The sequence below is a fragment of the Flavobacterium sp. 83 genome (assembly GCF_000744835.1).
Lineage (GTDB): Bacteria > Bacteroidota > Bacteroidia > Flavobacteriales > Flavobacteriaceae > Flavobacterium.
The window spans coordinates 73,856-90,020 of sequence record NZ_JQMS01000001.1; the positions used below are offsets into that span (position 1 = coordinate 73,856).

General features: G+C 33.9%; 19 protein-coding genes. 14 read left to right on the plus strand and 5 right to left on the minus strand.

Features of this window, described 5'->3' with window-relative positions; translation table 11 throughout:
- Window positions 1-54 precede the first annotated feature (54 nt).
- On the minus strand, window positions 55-510 hold the full coding sequence (locus T410_RS00375) for a tRNA (cytidine(34)-2'-O)-methyltransferase (protein ID WP_035667630.1): 456 nt from the start codon (window positions 508-510) through the stop codon (window positions 55-57).
- A 58-nt stretch (window positions 511-568) separates the two neighbouring features.
- Complete coding sequence (locus T410_RS00380) at window positions 569-1,144, minus strand: pseudouridine synthase (protein ID WP_035667632.1); 576 nt, start codon at window positions 1,142-1,144, stop codon at window positions 569-571.
- Window positions 1,145-1,315: 171 nt separating this feature from the next.
- Here T410_RS00380 and T410_RS00385 point away from each other — a divergent pair, with 171 nt between their 5' ends.
- The 5 genes from T410_RS00385 to T410_RS00405 all read left to right on the plus strand — a co-directional run bounded on the left by T410_RS00385 (window position 1,316) and on the right by T410_RS00405 (window position 4,889).
- Window positions 1,316-1,681, plus strand: a complete 366-nt coding sequence (locus T410_RS00385; protein ID WP_035667634.1) for a hypothetical protein — start codon at window positions 1,316-1,318, stop codon at window positions 1,679-1,681.
- Window positions 1,682-1,889: 208 nt separating this feature from the next.
- Entirely contained in the window at window positions 1,890-3,269 is a 1,380-nt protein-coding gene (rmuC, locus tag T410_RS00390) for a DNA recombination protein RmuC (protein ID WP_035667636.1), read from the plus strand.
- Window positions 3,266-3,631 (plus strand): hypothetical protein, encoded by a 366-nt coding sequence (locus tag T410_RS00395; protein ID WP_035667638.1) that lies wholly within the window; start codon window positions 3,266-3,268, stop codon window positions 3,629-3,631. Before rmuC ends, T410_RS00395 begins: the two co-directional genes overlap by 4 nt.
- 5 nt (window positions 3,632-3,636) lie before the next feature.
- Window positions 3,637-4,185, plus strand: coding sequence for an acyl-CoA thioesterase (locus T410_RS00400; protein ID WP_035667640.1), 549 nt, complete (start codon window positions 3,637-3,639; stop codon window positions 4,183-4,185).
- 164 nt (window positions 4,186-4,349) lie between these two features.
- A complete protein-coding gene (locus T410_RS00405; protein ID WP_035667642.1) occupies window positions 4,350-4,889 on the plus strand; it encodes a YceI family protein in 540 nt (179 codons plus the stop codon).
- 2 nt (window positions 4,890-4,891) lie between these two features.
- Here T410_RS00405 and T410_RS00410 read toward each other — a convergent pair whose 3' ends face one another.
- Window positions 4,892-5,806, minus strand: a complete 915-nt coding sequence (locus tag T410_RS00410) for a TIGR01777 family oxidoreductase (protein ID WP_035667643.1) — start codon at window positions 5,804-5,806, stop codon at window positions 4,892-4,894.
- Between the two features lie 119 nt (window positions 5,807-5,925).
- On the opposite strand from T410_RS00410, the gene T410_RS00415 reads away from it, so the two are divergent.
- The 9 genes from T410_RS00415 to T410_RS00450 all read left to right on the plus strand — a co-directional run bounded on the left by T410_RS00415 (window position 5,926) and on the right by T410_RS00450 (window position 14,179).
- Window positions 5,926-6,585 (plus strand): TetR family transcriptional regulator C-terminal domain-containing protein, encoded by a 660-nt coding sequence (locus T410_RS00415; RefSeq protein ID WP_035667644.1) that lies wholly within the window; start codon window positions 5,926-5,928, stop codon window positions 6,583-6,585.
- Window positions 6,585-7,892 (plus strand): AarF/ABC1/UbiB kinase family protein, encoded by a 1,308-nt coding sequence (locus tag T410_RS00420; protein WP_035667646.1) that lies wholly within the window; start codon window positions 6,585-6,587, stop codon window positions 7,890-7,892. Before T410_RS00415 ends, T410_RS00420 begins: the two co-directional genes overlap by 1 nt.
- Window positions 7,892-8,026 carry a DUF2256 domain-containing protein gene (locus tag T410_RS16625; RefSeq protein WP_081897787.1) on the plus strand — a complete coding sequence of 45 codons (135 nt, stop codon included), beginning with the start codon at window positions 7,892-7,894 and terminating at the stop codon, window positions 8,024-8,026. Before T410_RS00420 ends, T410_RS16625 begins: the two co-directional genes overlap by 1 nt.
- On the plus strand, window positions 8,002-9,306 hold the full coding sequence (locus tag T410_RS00425) for a DASH family cryptochrome (RefSeq protein ID WP_035667648.1): 1,305 nt from the start codon (window positions 8,002-8,004) through the stop codon (window positions 9,304-9,306). Before T410_RS16625 ends, T410_RS00425 begins: the two co-directional genes overlap by 25 nt.
- 7 nt (window positions 9,307-9,313) lie before the next feature.
- Window positions 9,314-10,798, plus strand: a complete 1,485-nt coding sequence (locus T410_RS00430; RefSeq protein ID WP_035667650.1) for a cryptochrome/deoxyribodipyrimidine photo-lyase family protein — start codon at window positions 9,314-9,316, stop codon at window positions 10,796-10,798.
- 52 nt (window positions 10,799-10,850) lie between these two features.
- Window positions 10,851-11,135, plus strand: coding sequence for a TIGR03643 family protein (locus tag T410_RS00435; protein ID WP_035667652.1), 285 nt, complete (start codon window positions 10,851-10,853; stop codon window positions 11,133-11,135).
- 61 nt (window positions 11,136-11,196) lie between these two features.
- The gene (locus T410_RS00440) at window positions 11,197-11,880 is read left to right on the plus strand and encodes an SDR family NAD(P)-dependent oxidoreductase (RefSeq protein WP_035667654.1); all 684 of its coding nucleotides are present in this window, start codon (window positions 11,197-11,199) and stop codon (window positions 11,878-11,880) included.
- A gap of 145 nt (window positions 11,881-12,025) precedes the next feature.
- Entirely contained in the window at window positions 12,026-12,637 is a 612-nt protein-coding gene (gene folE, locus T410_RS00445) for a GTP cyclohydrolase I FolE (RefSeq protein WP_035667657.1), read from the plus strand.
- Between the two features lie 123 nt (window positions 12,638-12,760).
- Complete coding sequence (locus T410_RS00450; RefSeq protein WP_035667659.1) at window positions 12,761-14,179, plus strand: SDR family oxidoreductase; 1,419 nt, start codon at window positions 12,761-12,763, stop codon at window positions 14,177-14,179.
- A gap of 79 nt (window positions 14,180-14,258) precedes the next feature.
- Here T410_RS00450 and T410_RS00455 read toward each other — a convergent pair whose 3' ends face one another.
- A complete protein-coding gene (locus tag T410_RS00455; RefSeq protein WP_035667661.1) occupies window positions 14,259-15,554 on the minus strand; it encodes a deoxyribodipyrimidine photo-lyase in 1,296 nt (431 codons plus the stop codon).
- On the minus strand, window positions 15,554-16,015 hold the full coding sequence (locus T410_RS00460; protein ID WP_035667663.1) for an SRPBCC family protein: 462 nt from the start codon (window positions 16,013-16,015) through the stop codon (window positions 15,554-15,556). Before T410_RS00460 ends, T410_RS00455 begins: the two co-directional genes overlap by 1 nt.
- Between the last annotated feature and the right edge of the window lie 150 nt (window positions 16,016-16,165).

The following is a 16,165-nucleotide window of genomic DNA, read 5'->3' on the forward strand; positions in this document are numbered from 1 at the left end:
TATGAAATTTCAACCACAAAACCGCCTTACTTTTTACAATTATAAATTCGTAATTTACAATTTACCAGCTATTTGCCTCTTTGCTTCGCCAATGACAAACGCGACAGAATTTGCAATATTAAAACTCCTAATTAGCGGTGACATAGGAATGGTCAGATGATTAGGAAATTCGTTTAAAACAACTTCACTCAAACCTTTACTTTCTTTCCCAAAAACCAACCAGTCTCCATCCTGAAAATCATTTTCTAAATAGGATTTTTCGGAATGGGAACTCATCAGAAAAACTCGGGATAAATCAGGAATCTGTGCTTTCCATTCGGCTATATTTTGATATTCAGTAACATCAAGATGCACCCAATAATCCAAACCGGAACGTTTCAGGTTTTTATCATTAATGACAAATCCAAAAGGATGAATTAAGTGCAAACGGCTTTCGGTACCTACGCACAATCGGCCAATATTTCCAGTATTATTTGGGATTTCAGGTTCTACTAAAACGATGTTTAACATATTATACTTTATTAAAAGATTGAAAAATTAAAAGATTGAAAAAATCAGATCAAATCCTTTAAATCTCTATTTGAAAATTTTCGACTTCCAAAACTTCACCAGCTTGTAAATCATTGAGATGTACGTTTCCTATTCGAACACGAATCAAGCGCAAGGTAGGAAAACCAACCGCGGCAGTCATTTTGCGTACTTGGCGAAACTTCCCTTCATTCACCGTTATCGAAGCCCAAGAAGTTGGACCGTGACGTTCATCCCGAATTTTTTTTCCTCTGGTACCAAAAGCAGGAATTTCATGGATTAGAGAAGCTTTACACCGTTTAGTGATGTATTTCGTGCCATTAAAACCTATTTCAACTCCTTTTTGTAATTGTTCAATGGCTTCCTGATGTATAATACCATCAACTTGGACGTAATATTCCTTATCAACTTTTTTACTTCGAATGATTTCGCTCATCATCCCGTCCGTAGTTAACAACAATAATCCCTCTGAATCTTCGTCAAGACGACCTATCGCCATCGTTCCTTTGGGAAAATCGTGCAATTCGCCCAGCAGTTTCTTTTTCCTTTTTAATTCGTAGATAAACTGACTCAGATACCCGTAAGGCTTATGAATGATGAAATGAGAATGAGACATTTTCGTGTATTAGTTGTGCGTGCAAAGATAGTTTTGTTTTTGATGGATTTAAAATAGTGTCGCCATAGATTTATTTATGTAAACCAAAAGCTATGTTAAATGATTGAATTTCTTCGTTTAAAAAGCGTAATCTTATAGAAGCTAACAGTATTAGCTTTAAAATTAAAGAGTATGGAAAGCAACGATTTAGGTTCGAAAAAAACAAATAATAAGCAAAATACAAATGAGGGATTTAGCGGTGAGAATCTAGCCCAAAATACGAATCCTGAGGTATCCCATTTGAAAACAGAAGTAGAAACTGATGCACATGGAAATCAAAAAATTGTTCAAAGAGCACGAAATATTGATGGAACCCTAGAACAAAATGAGGATAACACTCCTGTAAACTTAAGTACTGATATTGCTAATGTTCCTGAAGAACAAGCTAAAAAAATGGTGGAAAATAAAGACCATAATTCTGATATTATTCCAAATCGTTATCCTAATGAGCATCCGGATAATCAGCAAGACAGAGGAAATATAAAACTGGATGAATAAAATTCAATTTATTTTTAATAAGCCAATAAGTGTCTCGTTTCTTATTGGCTTTATTATTTTAAACCGCCAAAACACAAAGAATAAAAAGAACAATTAATCCTTAAAATAATCAAATCTACAAATCCTAAAACTTGCTATAGTATTTTGATCTCCGAAAGGATAACAGCAAACTTTTGCCTATTTTTACAGTCTTACAAAAAGAAATTTTATGTCAAATATGCTTGCGTTTTTATTGATTTTCATCGTTGCTCTCGCCATTGGTGTTTTCATCGGCAAACTCATTTTCTCAGCCCGATTCCAATCAGAAAAAATCAGTCTGGAAGAAAAACTCATTGCTTTAAATTCCCAATTCAATCAGCAGAAAGAACAAATCAGAATTGACAAAACAGCTTTTGAGAAGCTATTAGAAAACGCCAATGTTGAGAAAGAAAACATTCGAAGTGAAAAAGACAGTTTAGCCATTCAACTTTCAAAAAAAGAAGTTGATTTTGAGAATCTTTGGGAACGCAATAAAGAACAAAAAGAAGAAGTCGAGAAACTACAAGAAAAATTCACCAAAGAATTTGAAAATCTCGCCAACAAAATATTAGAAGAAAAGTCCAATAAATTCACGGAGCAGAACAAGGAGAACATGAAAAATATCCTGACGCCTTTGCAAGATAAAATTCATTTATTCGAAAAGAAAGTTGAAGACACACACAAAGAAAGCATTGATTATCATGCGGCTTTGCGCCAACAAATTCTTGGCTTACGCGAAATGAATATCCAAATGAGCAAGGAAACCCTCAACCTTACGAAAGCATTGAAAGGCGACAGTAAGATGCAGGGAAATTGGGGCGAATTAGTTTTGGAACGCGTTCTTGAAAAATCAGGATTAGAAAAAGGCCGTGAATACGAAGTCCAACAAGCGTTCACTACCGAAGACGGAAATCGTGTTTTTCCTGACGTTGTGATAAATCTGCCTGACGGTAAAAAGATGATTGTCGATTCTAAAGTCTCTTTGACTGCTTATGAAAAATACATCAATGAGGAAGATGACGATTTAAAAATTGGATATTTAAAAGAACACGTTAACTCCATCAAGCGTCACGTAGAACAATTAGGAAATAAAAACTATCAGGATTTATACCAAATTGAAAGCCCTGATTTTGTATTGTTATTTATTCCTATTGAACCTGCTTTTGCTATGGCGCTGAATGAAGATACGAGCTTGTACAACAAAGCATTCGAGAAAAACATTGTTATAGTTACACCTGCTACTTTATTAGCAACATTGCGAACTATTGACAGTATGTGGACCAACCAAAAGCAACAGGAAAACGCACTTGAAATTGCGCGACAAGCTGGTGCATTGTATGATAAATTTGAAGGTTTTGTAGGTGATTTAATCAAAATTGGCAAGAAGATAGATGAAAGCAAAACAGAATACAGTGGCGCCATGAATAAACTGGTAGAAGGAAAAGGAAACCTAATCGTGAGTGTGGAGAAATTGAAAAAAATGGGAGCCAAAGCTAAAAAAGCACTTCCGGAAAGCATATTAAACAGAGCTGAAAAAGACGAAAATCAATTATTAAACGAAATAAAATGAAAAGAATTTTAGGAATTATTTTAGGAGTCGGCACGCTGGTCTTGATTTGTTATTTTGCATTTCTATATTACGTTCCTTACAGTGAAGGATTTCGGTCTGGTGAACTCATAAAATTAAGTCATAAGGGAATGGCGATAAAAACCTGGGAAGGCGAATTAAGCCAAGGAATTTCCGGGGCGCAAATTTTTAGTTTTTCTGTATTGGACAGTGATAAAAAAGTGATCGAAGATTTGAAAGGACTTCAAGGAAATTATGTAAAATTAACCTACGTAGAACGATACCGAACATTTGCCTGGTGGGGAGAAACCAGATATTTTATTACAACAGTTCAGAAAGAGCCTTCTCCTTTTAATCAAAAATAATTTTTATGAATACTACTTTTAAAACTGTCGCCTCATCAAATATCAGTATTTCAGAATTGATGCTACCCTCACACACCAATTTTAGCGGAAAAATTCATGGTGGTTATATTTTGTCTTTACTCGATCAAATTGCATTTGCTTGTGCTTCAAAATTCTCAGGAAATTATTGTGTAACAGCATCAGTAGATACGGTAAATTTCCTTAAACCAATTGAAGTTGGCGAACTGGTTACTATGAAAGCTTGTGTGAATTATGTAGGTAACAGTTCTATGATTATAGGCATTCGGGTTGAGGCAGAAAACATTCAAACAGGAAAAATAAAACATTGTAATTCCTCTTATTTTACTATGGTTGCCAAAGACAAAGAAGGTAAAAGTGTTCTGGTTCCCGGTCTAATCCTTTCCAATCTAAATGAAGTACGCCGTTTTTGCAATTGCATCAAACAAATAGCCTTAAAAAAGGAAAAAGATCTACATGAAGAAGTATTTGATTATAGTTCACCTGAATCGCTGGCAAGCCTTGAAAAGTATAATATACAGCTAGACTTACGTTAACTACTCTGAGTAATTTTCAACCTCAAATTAATCCTTTTTGGGTCTGAAAATTAATTACAATATAAATTACACAATCAGCTTCTGGAATGCGATTATTTATCGCTAATCGTACACTAATTTCTTTGAAATTTCGTAACTTTAAGTAGTTTAATTCATAAAAGGCGATGAAAAAAATTACCCTCCTTTTCCTAATTTTTATAGCTACTACTACTATTGCACAAGAAAAAATGACCACTGATAAAGGAATCATCAATTTTGAGGCTTCAGTTCCTTTCTTTGAAGAGGTAAAAGCAATAAACAAACAAACATCCTGTGTTTTGATAACCAAAACTGGGGAGATAACTTGTTTGGCCATCATCAAAAATTTTCAATTTGAAAGAAGTTTAATGGAGGAGCATTTTAATGCTAATTATATGGAGAGTCGTCGTTTTCCTAAAGCAATTTTCAAAGGTATAATCGAAAAATTTGACCTGAAAAATATTGACTCCAATGCTACTGAATACCAAATTACAGGAAAAATTACGATGCACGGAAGATCAAAAAGAATCATTGTTACGGGTATAATAAAAAAAGGAGCACAAGGAATCGAATTAAGTACTATTTTCCCATTAAACACTGATGATTTCAGAATCGAAATTCCATTTATAGTACGAAGCAAAGTATCAAAAAACGTAAATACCCAGCTTTATTGTGTTTTACAATAAAGCTATTTAATTAAACAACTCCTAAGAGCCTCTTCCAAGTTTTTATATTTAAATTGAAACCCTAATTTTTCAAGTTTTGCTGATGATACTCTTCTCCCCGTTAGAACAATTTTGGACATTTCGCCCATTAGAAATTTCAACACAAATTCAGGAACATTGGGCAACCAAATAGAATAACCTAAAACTCGCGCCAGCGTTTTAGAAAAAATTGCATTCGTAGCCGAATCATTTATTGCGGCATTATAAGGCCCGTTCATTTCTTCATTTACAACAGCCTCGAGATATATGTGACACAAATCATCAACATGAATCCAAGGCATATATTGTTTACCCGAACCTAAAACAGCACCTAATCTATATTTAAAAACAGGAAGTAATTTTTTTAAAAAACCATCCTCTTTACCCAATACTAAACCAGTGCGTATTTTCACAGTGCGTATTCGCAAGTTTTCAATAAAATCAATTGAACTTTCCCATTTCTGACAGGTAGAACCCAGAAAATCATGAGCTAAGGAAGTTTCTTCCGTACATACTTCTTCTCCATTAACAGCACCATAAATCCCAACAGCCGAAGCTGAAATAAAGGCATCCAATTTTTTGTTATTTTTTCTAAGAACCGAATAAATCAATTGTGTTGACTTTTCTCTACTATCAATTATTGCTAGCTTCCTTTTAGCAGTCCATCTTTTTTCAGCAATATTTTCACCTGCCAAATGAATAACATAATCCGCATTCATTACAGCAGCTTCATCAATTTTTTGATTAGAAACATCCCATTTGTAATACGAAATATTAGCTGTATTTTTTTTATCACTTCGACTTAATATAGAAACCGAGAATCCTTTCTCAATTAATAAATCAGTCAAGTGTTTTCCAATAAATCCTGAACCTCCGCTTATTAATATATTTTTTTTCATAACAAAACAAATCTAATCATTTTGATTCATATAAACATTAACATTAATTTTTGTTTAACATTAATAGATTTAAGTTAAACATTCATTACCTTTATACTCTAATTTGAAATACATTAAAAATGGCAACTAAAAAATCAGCAATAACAAGAGATAAAATAGTTTCTATGTATATGGATTATACATTGGAAAATAATGACAAACCAAAATCCGTTTATAATTTCACTAAACTGAATAATTTTTCTGAAACTGAATTTTACAGTTTTTTTGGAACCCTAGAGAGTGTAGAGAAAGAAATATTCAAAATGTTTCTAGAAAAAACGGTCGAATTACTTCATAAAGACTCAAACTATGAAACCTACGATATGAAAAGTAAAATGCTGAGTTTTTACTTTACATTCTTTGAATTATTGACTGCTAATAGAAGTTATGTAACCATGAGTTTGAAACAGCATCACAATGATTTAAAAAATTTAATGCAACTCTCCAGTTTGAGAAACAGTTTCAAAAACTATGTATCAGAAATTATTTCAGATGAATACCGAATCAAACAGGAAAAATTTCAAAATTTTCAGGAAAAAGCTATTCAGGAAACTTCATGGATACAACTTTTATTGACAGTAAAATTTTGGTTAGAAGACTCATCACCTGCTTTCGAGAAGACAGACCTATATATAGAGAAGTCAATAAAAGCCACATTTGAATTAATGAACATTGCACCTATTGAAAGCTTAATCGATTTTGGAAAATTCCTTTTTAAAGAAAAAATACACAACAAATAATGAAAACTATAGACTATATACCTACGTCAAAAATTGAAAGAGCTACAAAACTGGTGCAAACTGGAGCAAAAGTTGGTGTAAATTACTTAAAGTATTACGGAGAAAAAATGGTCAATTCTGATTTAACTCGTGATAAATTAAATGAAGACAATGCAGAAGATATCTATGACGGACTGAAAAGTCTTAAAGGAAGCGCCTTGAAAGTAGCACAAATGCTAAGTATGGACAAAAGCTTTTTGCCGCAGGCTTATGTAGAAAAATTTTCATTATCACAGTTTTCAGTCCCACCGCTTTCAGCACCCTTAGTGTTAAAAACCTTCAAGACTAATTTTGGCAAAACACCATATGAGATTTTCGATGAATTCAACGCAAATTCTATTAATGCCGCAAGTATCGGACAAGTTCACATAGCTGTAAAAAACGGTAAAAAACTGGCTGTAAAAATTCAATATCCTGGCGTAGCCAATAGTATTTCATCTGATTTGGCTTTGGTAAAACCAATAGCGATTAGGATGTTTAACCTTCAAGGAAAAGATTCTGATAAGTATTTCAAGGAAGTTGAAGATAAATTAATTGAGGAAACTAACTATTTATTGGAACTGAAACAAAGCCAAGAAGTTGTTGAGGCTTGCAAAAAAATTGACAATTTAGTTTTTCCGAATTACTATCCAAAATTTTCATCTGAGAAGATTATCACAATGGATTGGATGACAGGAATTCATCTTTCGGAATTTACAAATAAAAATGACAATCAAGAAATCGCGGACAAAATTGGTCAGGCTTTGTGGGATTTCTATATGTATCAAATTCATATTTTAAGGAAAGTACATGCTGATCCGCATCCGGGAAATTTCTTGGTAAACGATAAAAACCAGTTGGTAGCATTGGATTTTGGTTGTATGAAACAAATACCAAATAACTTCTATATTCCTTATTTCGAATTAATAAACAAAGAAGTGATTGATAACAAGAAACTTTTTAGTCAAAAATTATTCGAATTAGAAATCCTTAGAGTGGATGACTCCAAAGAAGAAGTGGACTATTTTACTCAAATGTTTTACGATTTATTATCGCTTTTCACCAAACCATTTCAAACTGAAACTTTTGATTTCTCGGACGCAGCATTTTTTGAAAGTATCGCACAATTGGGCGAACGATTCTCAAAAGACACCAATCTTAGAAAAATGAATGGCAATCGAGGTTCCAAACATTTCATTTATATGAACAGAACCTTTTTTGGATTATACAATTTAATGTTTGATTTAAAAGCGACAATTGTTGTGAATGAATATCAAAAATACAACTAGTGAAAAAGGAAAATCTGCCTTCAAAAATGTGTGAGGTTTGTAACCGACCTTTTAGTTGGCGGAAAAAATGGGATAAGGTTTGGGACGAAGTCAAATATTGTAGTGAAAAATGCAAAAGAAACAAAAAGGGTTAGTTTGGTTTAGAAATGATCTTAGAGTCCATGATAATGAATCTTTAACAAATGCTAATATTGAAAATAACACAGTAATTGCAGTGTATTGTTTTGATCCAAGGCATTTTGAACAAACAAGATTTGGTTTTAAGAAAACAGAAAAATTCCGAGCCAAGTTTCTAATTGAATCGGTAGTTGCATTGAAACAAAATCTGGAAAATTTAAATATTCTGCTTTTGGTTTATCACCAAAAACCAGAAGATTGTATTCCGGAAATTATTGCTCAACATGAAATCAATTCTGTTTACTTCCAAGAAGAATGGACGAGTGAGGAAATGGAAGTTTTGGAGAATATAAAAGCTAAAGTTCCAGATTCTACAAACTTTAAAAGCACGTACAATCAGTTCTTATTTCATCCAGAAGACATTCCATTTGACATTGCATCGATTCCAAATGTTTTTACACAATTCAGGAATCAGTGTGAAAAATCAACAATCGTCCGACCTGAATTTACTGTTCAACCGATGCCTAAAGAAAATTGGGCTGCAAACGAAACTGTAATCCCTACGATGAAAACTTTGGGATTTATTGATTTTGAAATGGATTCCAGAACGGCGTTCCCTTTTCTTGGCGGTGAAGATGAAGCAATGAAAAGGTTGCAAAATTATTTTTGGGAAACCAAAAAACTAAGTGTTTATAAATTAACCCGCAACGGATTAATTGGAACCGATTTTAGTTCGAAATTTTCCCCTTGGTTGGCCAATGGCTCTATTTCGGCAAAAACTATTTATTGGGAAATTAATAAATATGAGCAAGTTGTCGAGAAAAATGATTCAACATATTGGTTGATTTTCGAATTGATTTGGAGGGATTATTTTAAATACGTTTCAATGAAAAATGGAAATTCGATTTTTAAAATTGGAGGAATTTTATCTAAAAAATACGATTGGAAAACCAATGAATCAGGGATAAAAAATTGGACTAATGGTACAACAGAAGAGCCTTTTGTAAATGCTAATATGATTGAATTGCAACAAACAGGGTGGATGAGCAATCGCGGTAGACAAAACGTAGCCTCTTATTTTGCAAAGAATCTGCTGCTAGATTGGCGTATAGGAGCTGCCTATTTTGAAGCAATGCTCATTGATTACGATGTACACAGCAATTATGGGAATTGGATGTATGTTTCGGGAGTTGGTAACGACCCAAGAGATCGAAAATTTAATATTAAGTTACAAGCCGAGAATTATGACGGACAATCAAAATTTCAGAAATTATGGCTACAACAACAACTATTTTAAAAATTAAATGAATACAAACAAGAAACACATCAATGTAGTTTGGTTTAAAAGAGACCTTCGTTTACAAGATAACGAAGCTATTTTTAATGCCACAAAATCAGATACACCCACTTTATTGCTTTATGTATTCGAAAAATCTTTAGAGAATGATTCGCATTACAGTCCAAGACACTGGAATTTCATCAAGCAATCACTTGTAGACATAAACAAACAACTGGAACAATCGAACACACAAGTATTAGCGGTGTCTTCAGAAGTGCTTCCCGTATTCAATATCCTTGAAGAAACATACAAAATTGACACGGTCTACTCGCATCAGGAAACTGGTATAAAAGTCACTTATGAAAGAGACAAAACCTTCAAACGATTTTGCAAAAACAATCAAATCAATTGGATTGAGAACACCAATAACGGTATTTTCAGAGCATTGAGAAACAGAACAAATTGGGTTACTAAATGGGAAGAATACATGAACCAACCCCAATATATTTTTGACAATAATCCAGAAAATTTCCTTAATTCGGAAGCAATAAGGGAACTAGAAAAAGCATTTGAAAAGACTAATTTAGAGACGATTCCAGATGCTATTTTCCAAAAGGGAGGTTCAGCTATGGCGGGTAAATATTTGCAAACATTCTTTGATGAGCGCTATCACAATTATAATTCTCATATTTCAAAACCGTTATTGGCACGAAAAAGTTGCAGCAGATTATCCCCTTACATCGCTTGGGGAAATTTATCTTCCAGACAAGTGTTGCAAAAAGCAGCCACGTTCAGATTGAATTGCAGCGACAAAAAACAAATCGATTCCTTTATTTCCAGACTGACTTGGCAGGCGCATTTCATTCAAAAATTTGAAATGGAAGAAGTCATGGAGTTTGAAAGCGTCAACAAAGGTTTTCATTCATTAAAAAAGAAAATCAATAAAAATTATATTGATGCCTGGAAAACAGGACAAACGGGATTTCCATTAATCGATGCTTCCATGCGTTGTTTGAATGAAACTGGTTATTTGAACTTTAGGATGCGCGCCATGTTAGTGTCCTTTTTTACCCATAATTTATGGCAACCTTGGCAGGAAGCAACCCATCATTTATCACAAATGTTTTTAGATTTTGAACCCGGAATACATTTTCCGCAGTTACAAATGCAGGCTGGTGAAACCGGAATCAATATGTTGCGTATCTATAATCCAATAAAGAATAGTTACGAACACGATCCGGATGCTGAATTTATAAAAAAATGGGTTCCCGAATTGCAAAATTTGCCAAGGGTATTTGTACATGAACCCTATAAAATGACCTATTTAGACCAGAAGTTTAATGACTTTGAAGTGGGTATTAATTATCCGAGACCAATTGTAAATATGGAAAGAACTAGAAAATTTGCCAGTGATTTTTTATGGAAAATGAAAAAAAATCCATTAGTAAAAGAAGAAAGTTCGCGGATATTGGGACTTCATACAATGGCTGACATTGGCGACAGCGAATAATTTTCAATAAGAATCTAAAAAATTAACCGCAATTTCAAATAAATAAAATATTGTGACTACAAAAAAAGAACTAACTGATTTAGAAAAAGATAGAATAATTGAAATGGCTTGGGAAGACCGAACCACATTTGATGCTATTTTAATTCAATTTGGACTAAAAGAGCAAGAAGTTATTGACTTAATGCGAATCGAAATGAAACCTTCCAGTTTTAGAATGTGGCGTGAAAGAGTTCAAGGTCGCAAAACAAAACATGAAAAATTAAGGGATTTTCGGGAAGGTCGATTTAAATGTACGATGCAAAGACAGATTAACAACAATAAGATTTCCAAACGATAATTTTTTGATAATACTAAACAAACCCAAAAATAAATTTTAAATAACTGATTGAGAAATAAATATGAAAAACATAGTAATTATTGGTGGTAGTAAAGGAATTGGCAGTGCCATTTTGTTGCAACAATTAGAGACAAACAGGGTATACAACATTAGTCGAAATGCACCAGAAATTATACACCACAACCTGAAACATTTTTCTGCAGATGTTTTGCAGGATTCACTTCCGGAAATTGAGGCTATTGACACCCTGATTTATTGTCCGGGTTCCATCAATTTGAAACCCATCGGAAGTCTTAGTATCGATAATTTCAGAAATGATTTTGAAATTAATGTCATTGGTGCTGTAAAGGCCATTCAGAAATATTTACCTGTTTTAAAAAAGGGAACTAATCCATCAATTATTTTATTCAGCACAGTAGCAGCAAAATTAGGCATGCCATTTCATGCCAGTGTCGCTACTGCAAAAGCTGGTGTTGAAGGATTAGTGAAATCGCTGGGAGCAGAATTGGCATCGGTAGTACGCATCAATGCCATAGCTCCCACGATTACTGAAACGTCACTTGCAGCAGGAATTTTAAGAAATGACCGCATGAAAGAAAATATGGTGGATCGCCATCCGATGAAAGGGTATTTAAAACCGGAAGAAGTAGCTAATATGGCCAACTTCCTGATTTCAGAAAATGCGAAATCAATTTCAGGTCAGGTATTCGAAATGGATTACGGAATAGTGACTTTTAAAATGTAAAGAAGTTGTTATTTACCATCTAGAAAATAAATTTTTAACCATTAAGGAATTAAGTTTATTTAGAAAAGTGCTTAATTTTTCTAAATAGTTCATTACAAAATAAATAAAACAATTAGCCAAACTTAAAATTGAAATATAGAATACCATGATAAAAGAAATGAAAAGTTACGAGAAAATTGAGCAATATGATACCGAAATAACGGAAGCATTAGCTGATAATTATAAAGTCATAATTGAAAATTTAGGGGAAGACGTTAATAGAGAAGGTCTTGAAAAAACACCGGAACGCGTGGCCAAAGCGATGCAATATTTGACTCATGGCTACGGGCTGGATCCGTTAGAAATCTTGAAATCTGCTATGTTTACCGAAGATCACCAACAAATGATCGTAGTAAAAGACATTGAGGTATATTCCATGTGCGAACACCACATGTTACCGTTTTTTGGAAAAGCACACGTAGCTTACATTCCAAATGGTAAAATTGTAGGATTAAGTAAAATCCCAAGAGTGGTGGATGCTTTTGCAAGAAGAATGCAAGTTCAGGAACGCCTAACTGACCAAATTAAAAACTGTATTCAAGAAGCTTTAAACCCACTTGGTGTAGCTGTAGTCATTGAAGCCCAACACATGTGTATGCAAATGCGAGGGATTCAAAAACAAAACTCCGTTACCACGACTTCTTCTTTTACCGGTGCTTTTGAAAAAGACAAAACCAGAAAAGAATTTATCAGTTTAGTTTCTAATAAACTGAGTTGATTTTAATTTTTTACAACTAAGAAAACAGATTAAAAGTGGCCACAAAGGAACAAAAACTAAAAGAAAAGCTTGTTTAATTAAAGCAATAAACTTAGTGCCTTGACTGCGAAAAAATACAAAACCATGAAAATTCTCTTAACAGGTGCAACAGGTTACATCGGAAAGCGACTTTTACCATTATTGGCAGAACAAGGCCATGAGATAATCTGTTGTGTGAGAGATAAAAACAGGTTTTATTGTCCAATAGAATTAAAAAAAAATGTCACTATAATTGAAGTTGATTTTCTAAAACAAGAAACATTAAAAACCATTCCAAATGATATAGACGGAGCCTTTTATCTAATTCATTCCATGTCAGGCTCTGCTGATAATTATGATGAATTAGAAAGCATATCTGCCCTTAATTTTGTACAAAGAATAAATGAAACTAGCGTTCAGCACGTCATTTACTTGAGCGGAATTGTAAATGACAAATCGTTATCGAAACATTTGTCCTCCAGAAAGAAAGTAGAAGATATTTTAAATATTGGAGCATTTGCAGTAACGACTTTAAGAGCTGGAATCATTGTAGGTTCAGGAAGCGCTTCGTTTGAAATAATACGGGATTTAGTGAATAAACTTCCCATAATGATTACTCCAAAATGGCTCAATACTAAATGCCAACCTATTGCAATACCAGATGTACTCGATTTTTTATCTAAATCATTATTGAATCCGTTTACTTATAATAAGAGTTTTGATATTGGCGGACCAGATATTTTAACCTATAAAGAAATGCTTTTGGGATTTGCGGAGGCAAAAAAACTAAAACGATGGATTTTCACGATTCCAGTAATGACTCCAAAATTATCATCGTATTGGTTGTATTTTGTAACCTCAACTTCATATAAACTGGCATCCGCATTGGTTAGCAGTATGAAAGTAGAAGTTGTATGCCGAGACCATAAAATAAATGAATTGTTGCAATTGCAACCCATGTCTTACAAACAAGCACTTTCACGAGCTCTCTTAAAAGTAGACGAAGACAAAGTAGTTTCGAGCTGGAAAGATTCCTTAGTCAGTGGGCGTTTTAGCAGCTATATGTCGGAATATTTAAAGGTTCCAAAAAAGGATTGCTTTATTGACCGCCGTAAAAAAGAAATCATAGACCGAGATTTTACCATCAACAAAATCTGGTCCATCGGTGGAGATACGGGTTGGTATTATGGCGATTGGTTGTGGAATTTACGTGGTTTTATTGACAAATTATACGGAGGTGTGGGTTCTCGAAGAGGAAGAACAAACCGACACGATATTCATTCTGGGGATGCTTTGGATTTTTGGCGTGTTTTGTATGCCAACAAAGAAGAGGGCAAATTAATTTTATTTGCAGAAATGAAACTACCGGGTGAAGCTTGGCTCGAATTTAAAATTATCGGAAATACTTTGTATCAAGCAGCGACTTTCAGACCCAGAGGAATTTGGGGAAAACTATACTGGTATTCTGTTTTGCCGTTTCACGGGTTTATTTTTGAGGGAATGCTGCAGAAATTGATTAAATAATTTTACTTTTTAAAAATATAAGTCATTTAAGTTTTTAAGGTCATGCTTAAAAACTTAAATGATTTATATGTTAAATAAATCACTTCAAGATTCCGGCTTTATATGTTGCAATTGCTCTGTCTCGTGCCATAGCATGCTCAACCATTGGTTTTCCGTATCCTAAATCAAATTCTTTTATCCATTTTCGGATGTAGATTCCTTTTTCGTCGAACTTTTTTTGTTGGATTTCCGGATTGAAAACACGGAAATAAGGAGCCGCATCACAACCCGTTCCTGCTGCCCATTGCCAATTTCCAACATTGGCAGACAATTCATAATCCAATAATTTTTGAGCAAAATAGGCTTCACCCCATTGCCACTGAATCAATAAATGCTTGCAAAGAAAACTAGCTACCACCATACGAACTCTGTTGTGCATGTATCCGGTTTCATTGAGCTGACGCATTCCGGCATCCACCATAGGATATCCAGTAGTTCCCGAACACCATCGTTTAAAATCTTCTTCGTTATTGCGCCACTGAATCCCGTCGTAAGCTGATTTAAAGTTTTGGGTAACCACTTTTGGAAAACTGAATAATATTTGCATAAAGAATTCTCTCCAAATCAATTCACTCAAAAAGACATCATTTTTATGAAATGCCCAGTTCACTAATTTGCGAACACTTACGGTCCCAAAACGCAAATGTGGCGACAGATAAGAGGTTTGATCCAAGGCTGGAAAATCTCTTATATCTTGATAATTAGCAACAAATTTTAAATTATGCGGTTTTACTTTTATAGGAGTTTCTTCAAAACCTATTTGTTTTAAAGACGGGAAAACAAAGTCACCTTTATAGAAATTAGAAAACATATTCGTGGCATCATATTCCTGAACTGGAGCTAATGATTTGTATTTTTCTAACCATTTATTTTTAAACGGTGTATAAACGGTGTATGGTAATCCATCCGCTTTTGTGATCTCTTTTTCTTCGAAAATTACTTGGTCTTTAAAAGAATAAGAGATTGTATTATTGGCTTCTAATACGTCACAAAGGACTGTATCTCGTTGTATGGCATACGGTTCGTAGTCTTTGTTGAAGAAGACTTCCTTTACATCAAATTCTTGTAAGAGTAATTGCCAAACTTCCAGCGTTTTTCCTTTTTTTACTAAAAGTGAACTTCCTATTTCTTGAAGTTGGGTATTTATTTTAGAAAGTGATTCGTAAATGAAACCCACTCTAGCATCGTTTTTTTGTAAACTGTCTAAAATCGAGTCATCAAAAATAAACAATGGAACGATTGGATATTTGGATTTCAGAGCATGAAATAATCCAACATTATCTTCCAGACGTAAATCGCGTCTGAACCAAAAAAAAGAAACCTCTTGTTTGCTCATTACTTTGCATTAAACATTTCGTCCACTTTAGTTACACGGTAAGCGAAAATGGATTTCAATTTATTTTTAACAACTAACGTGTTCATGATTCGGCCCAAAAAGCCCAGTGGCAGTCCGTAATGTACTACATCGGTCATCTTGGTTCCGTTTGGTATTGCTTCAAAGAAATGTTTGTGGTGCCAAAAACTATACGGACCAAAACGCTGTTCGTCAATAAAATAACTATTTTCTTTAACTTGGGTAATTACAGTCATCCACGACAAAGTAATCCCAAAAAGTGGCGTTACCTTATATTGAATAATTTGCCCCGGATACATGGATTTATGATCAAAATCAGTGATTTGAAAACCCATTCCTTCCGGTGTGATTTTCTGAAGATTTTTTGGATTTGAAAAAAAAGTCCAGCATTCTTCTACAGTTGCATTGACATGCTGAACGGTTTCTTGTTTGTATATTTTCATGGTTGTGTTTTAAGGATAACTACCTTCATAGAACACTGGGTTCGCGTGAGGGATAAAAGTGGAGCTCTTTTTATAACTGGGTTTTTGGCCAGGTATAAAAAAGCGGGAACGGATAGCCCGACCCGCTTTTTCAGCGGGTCACGCCCCAAT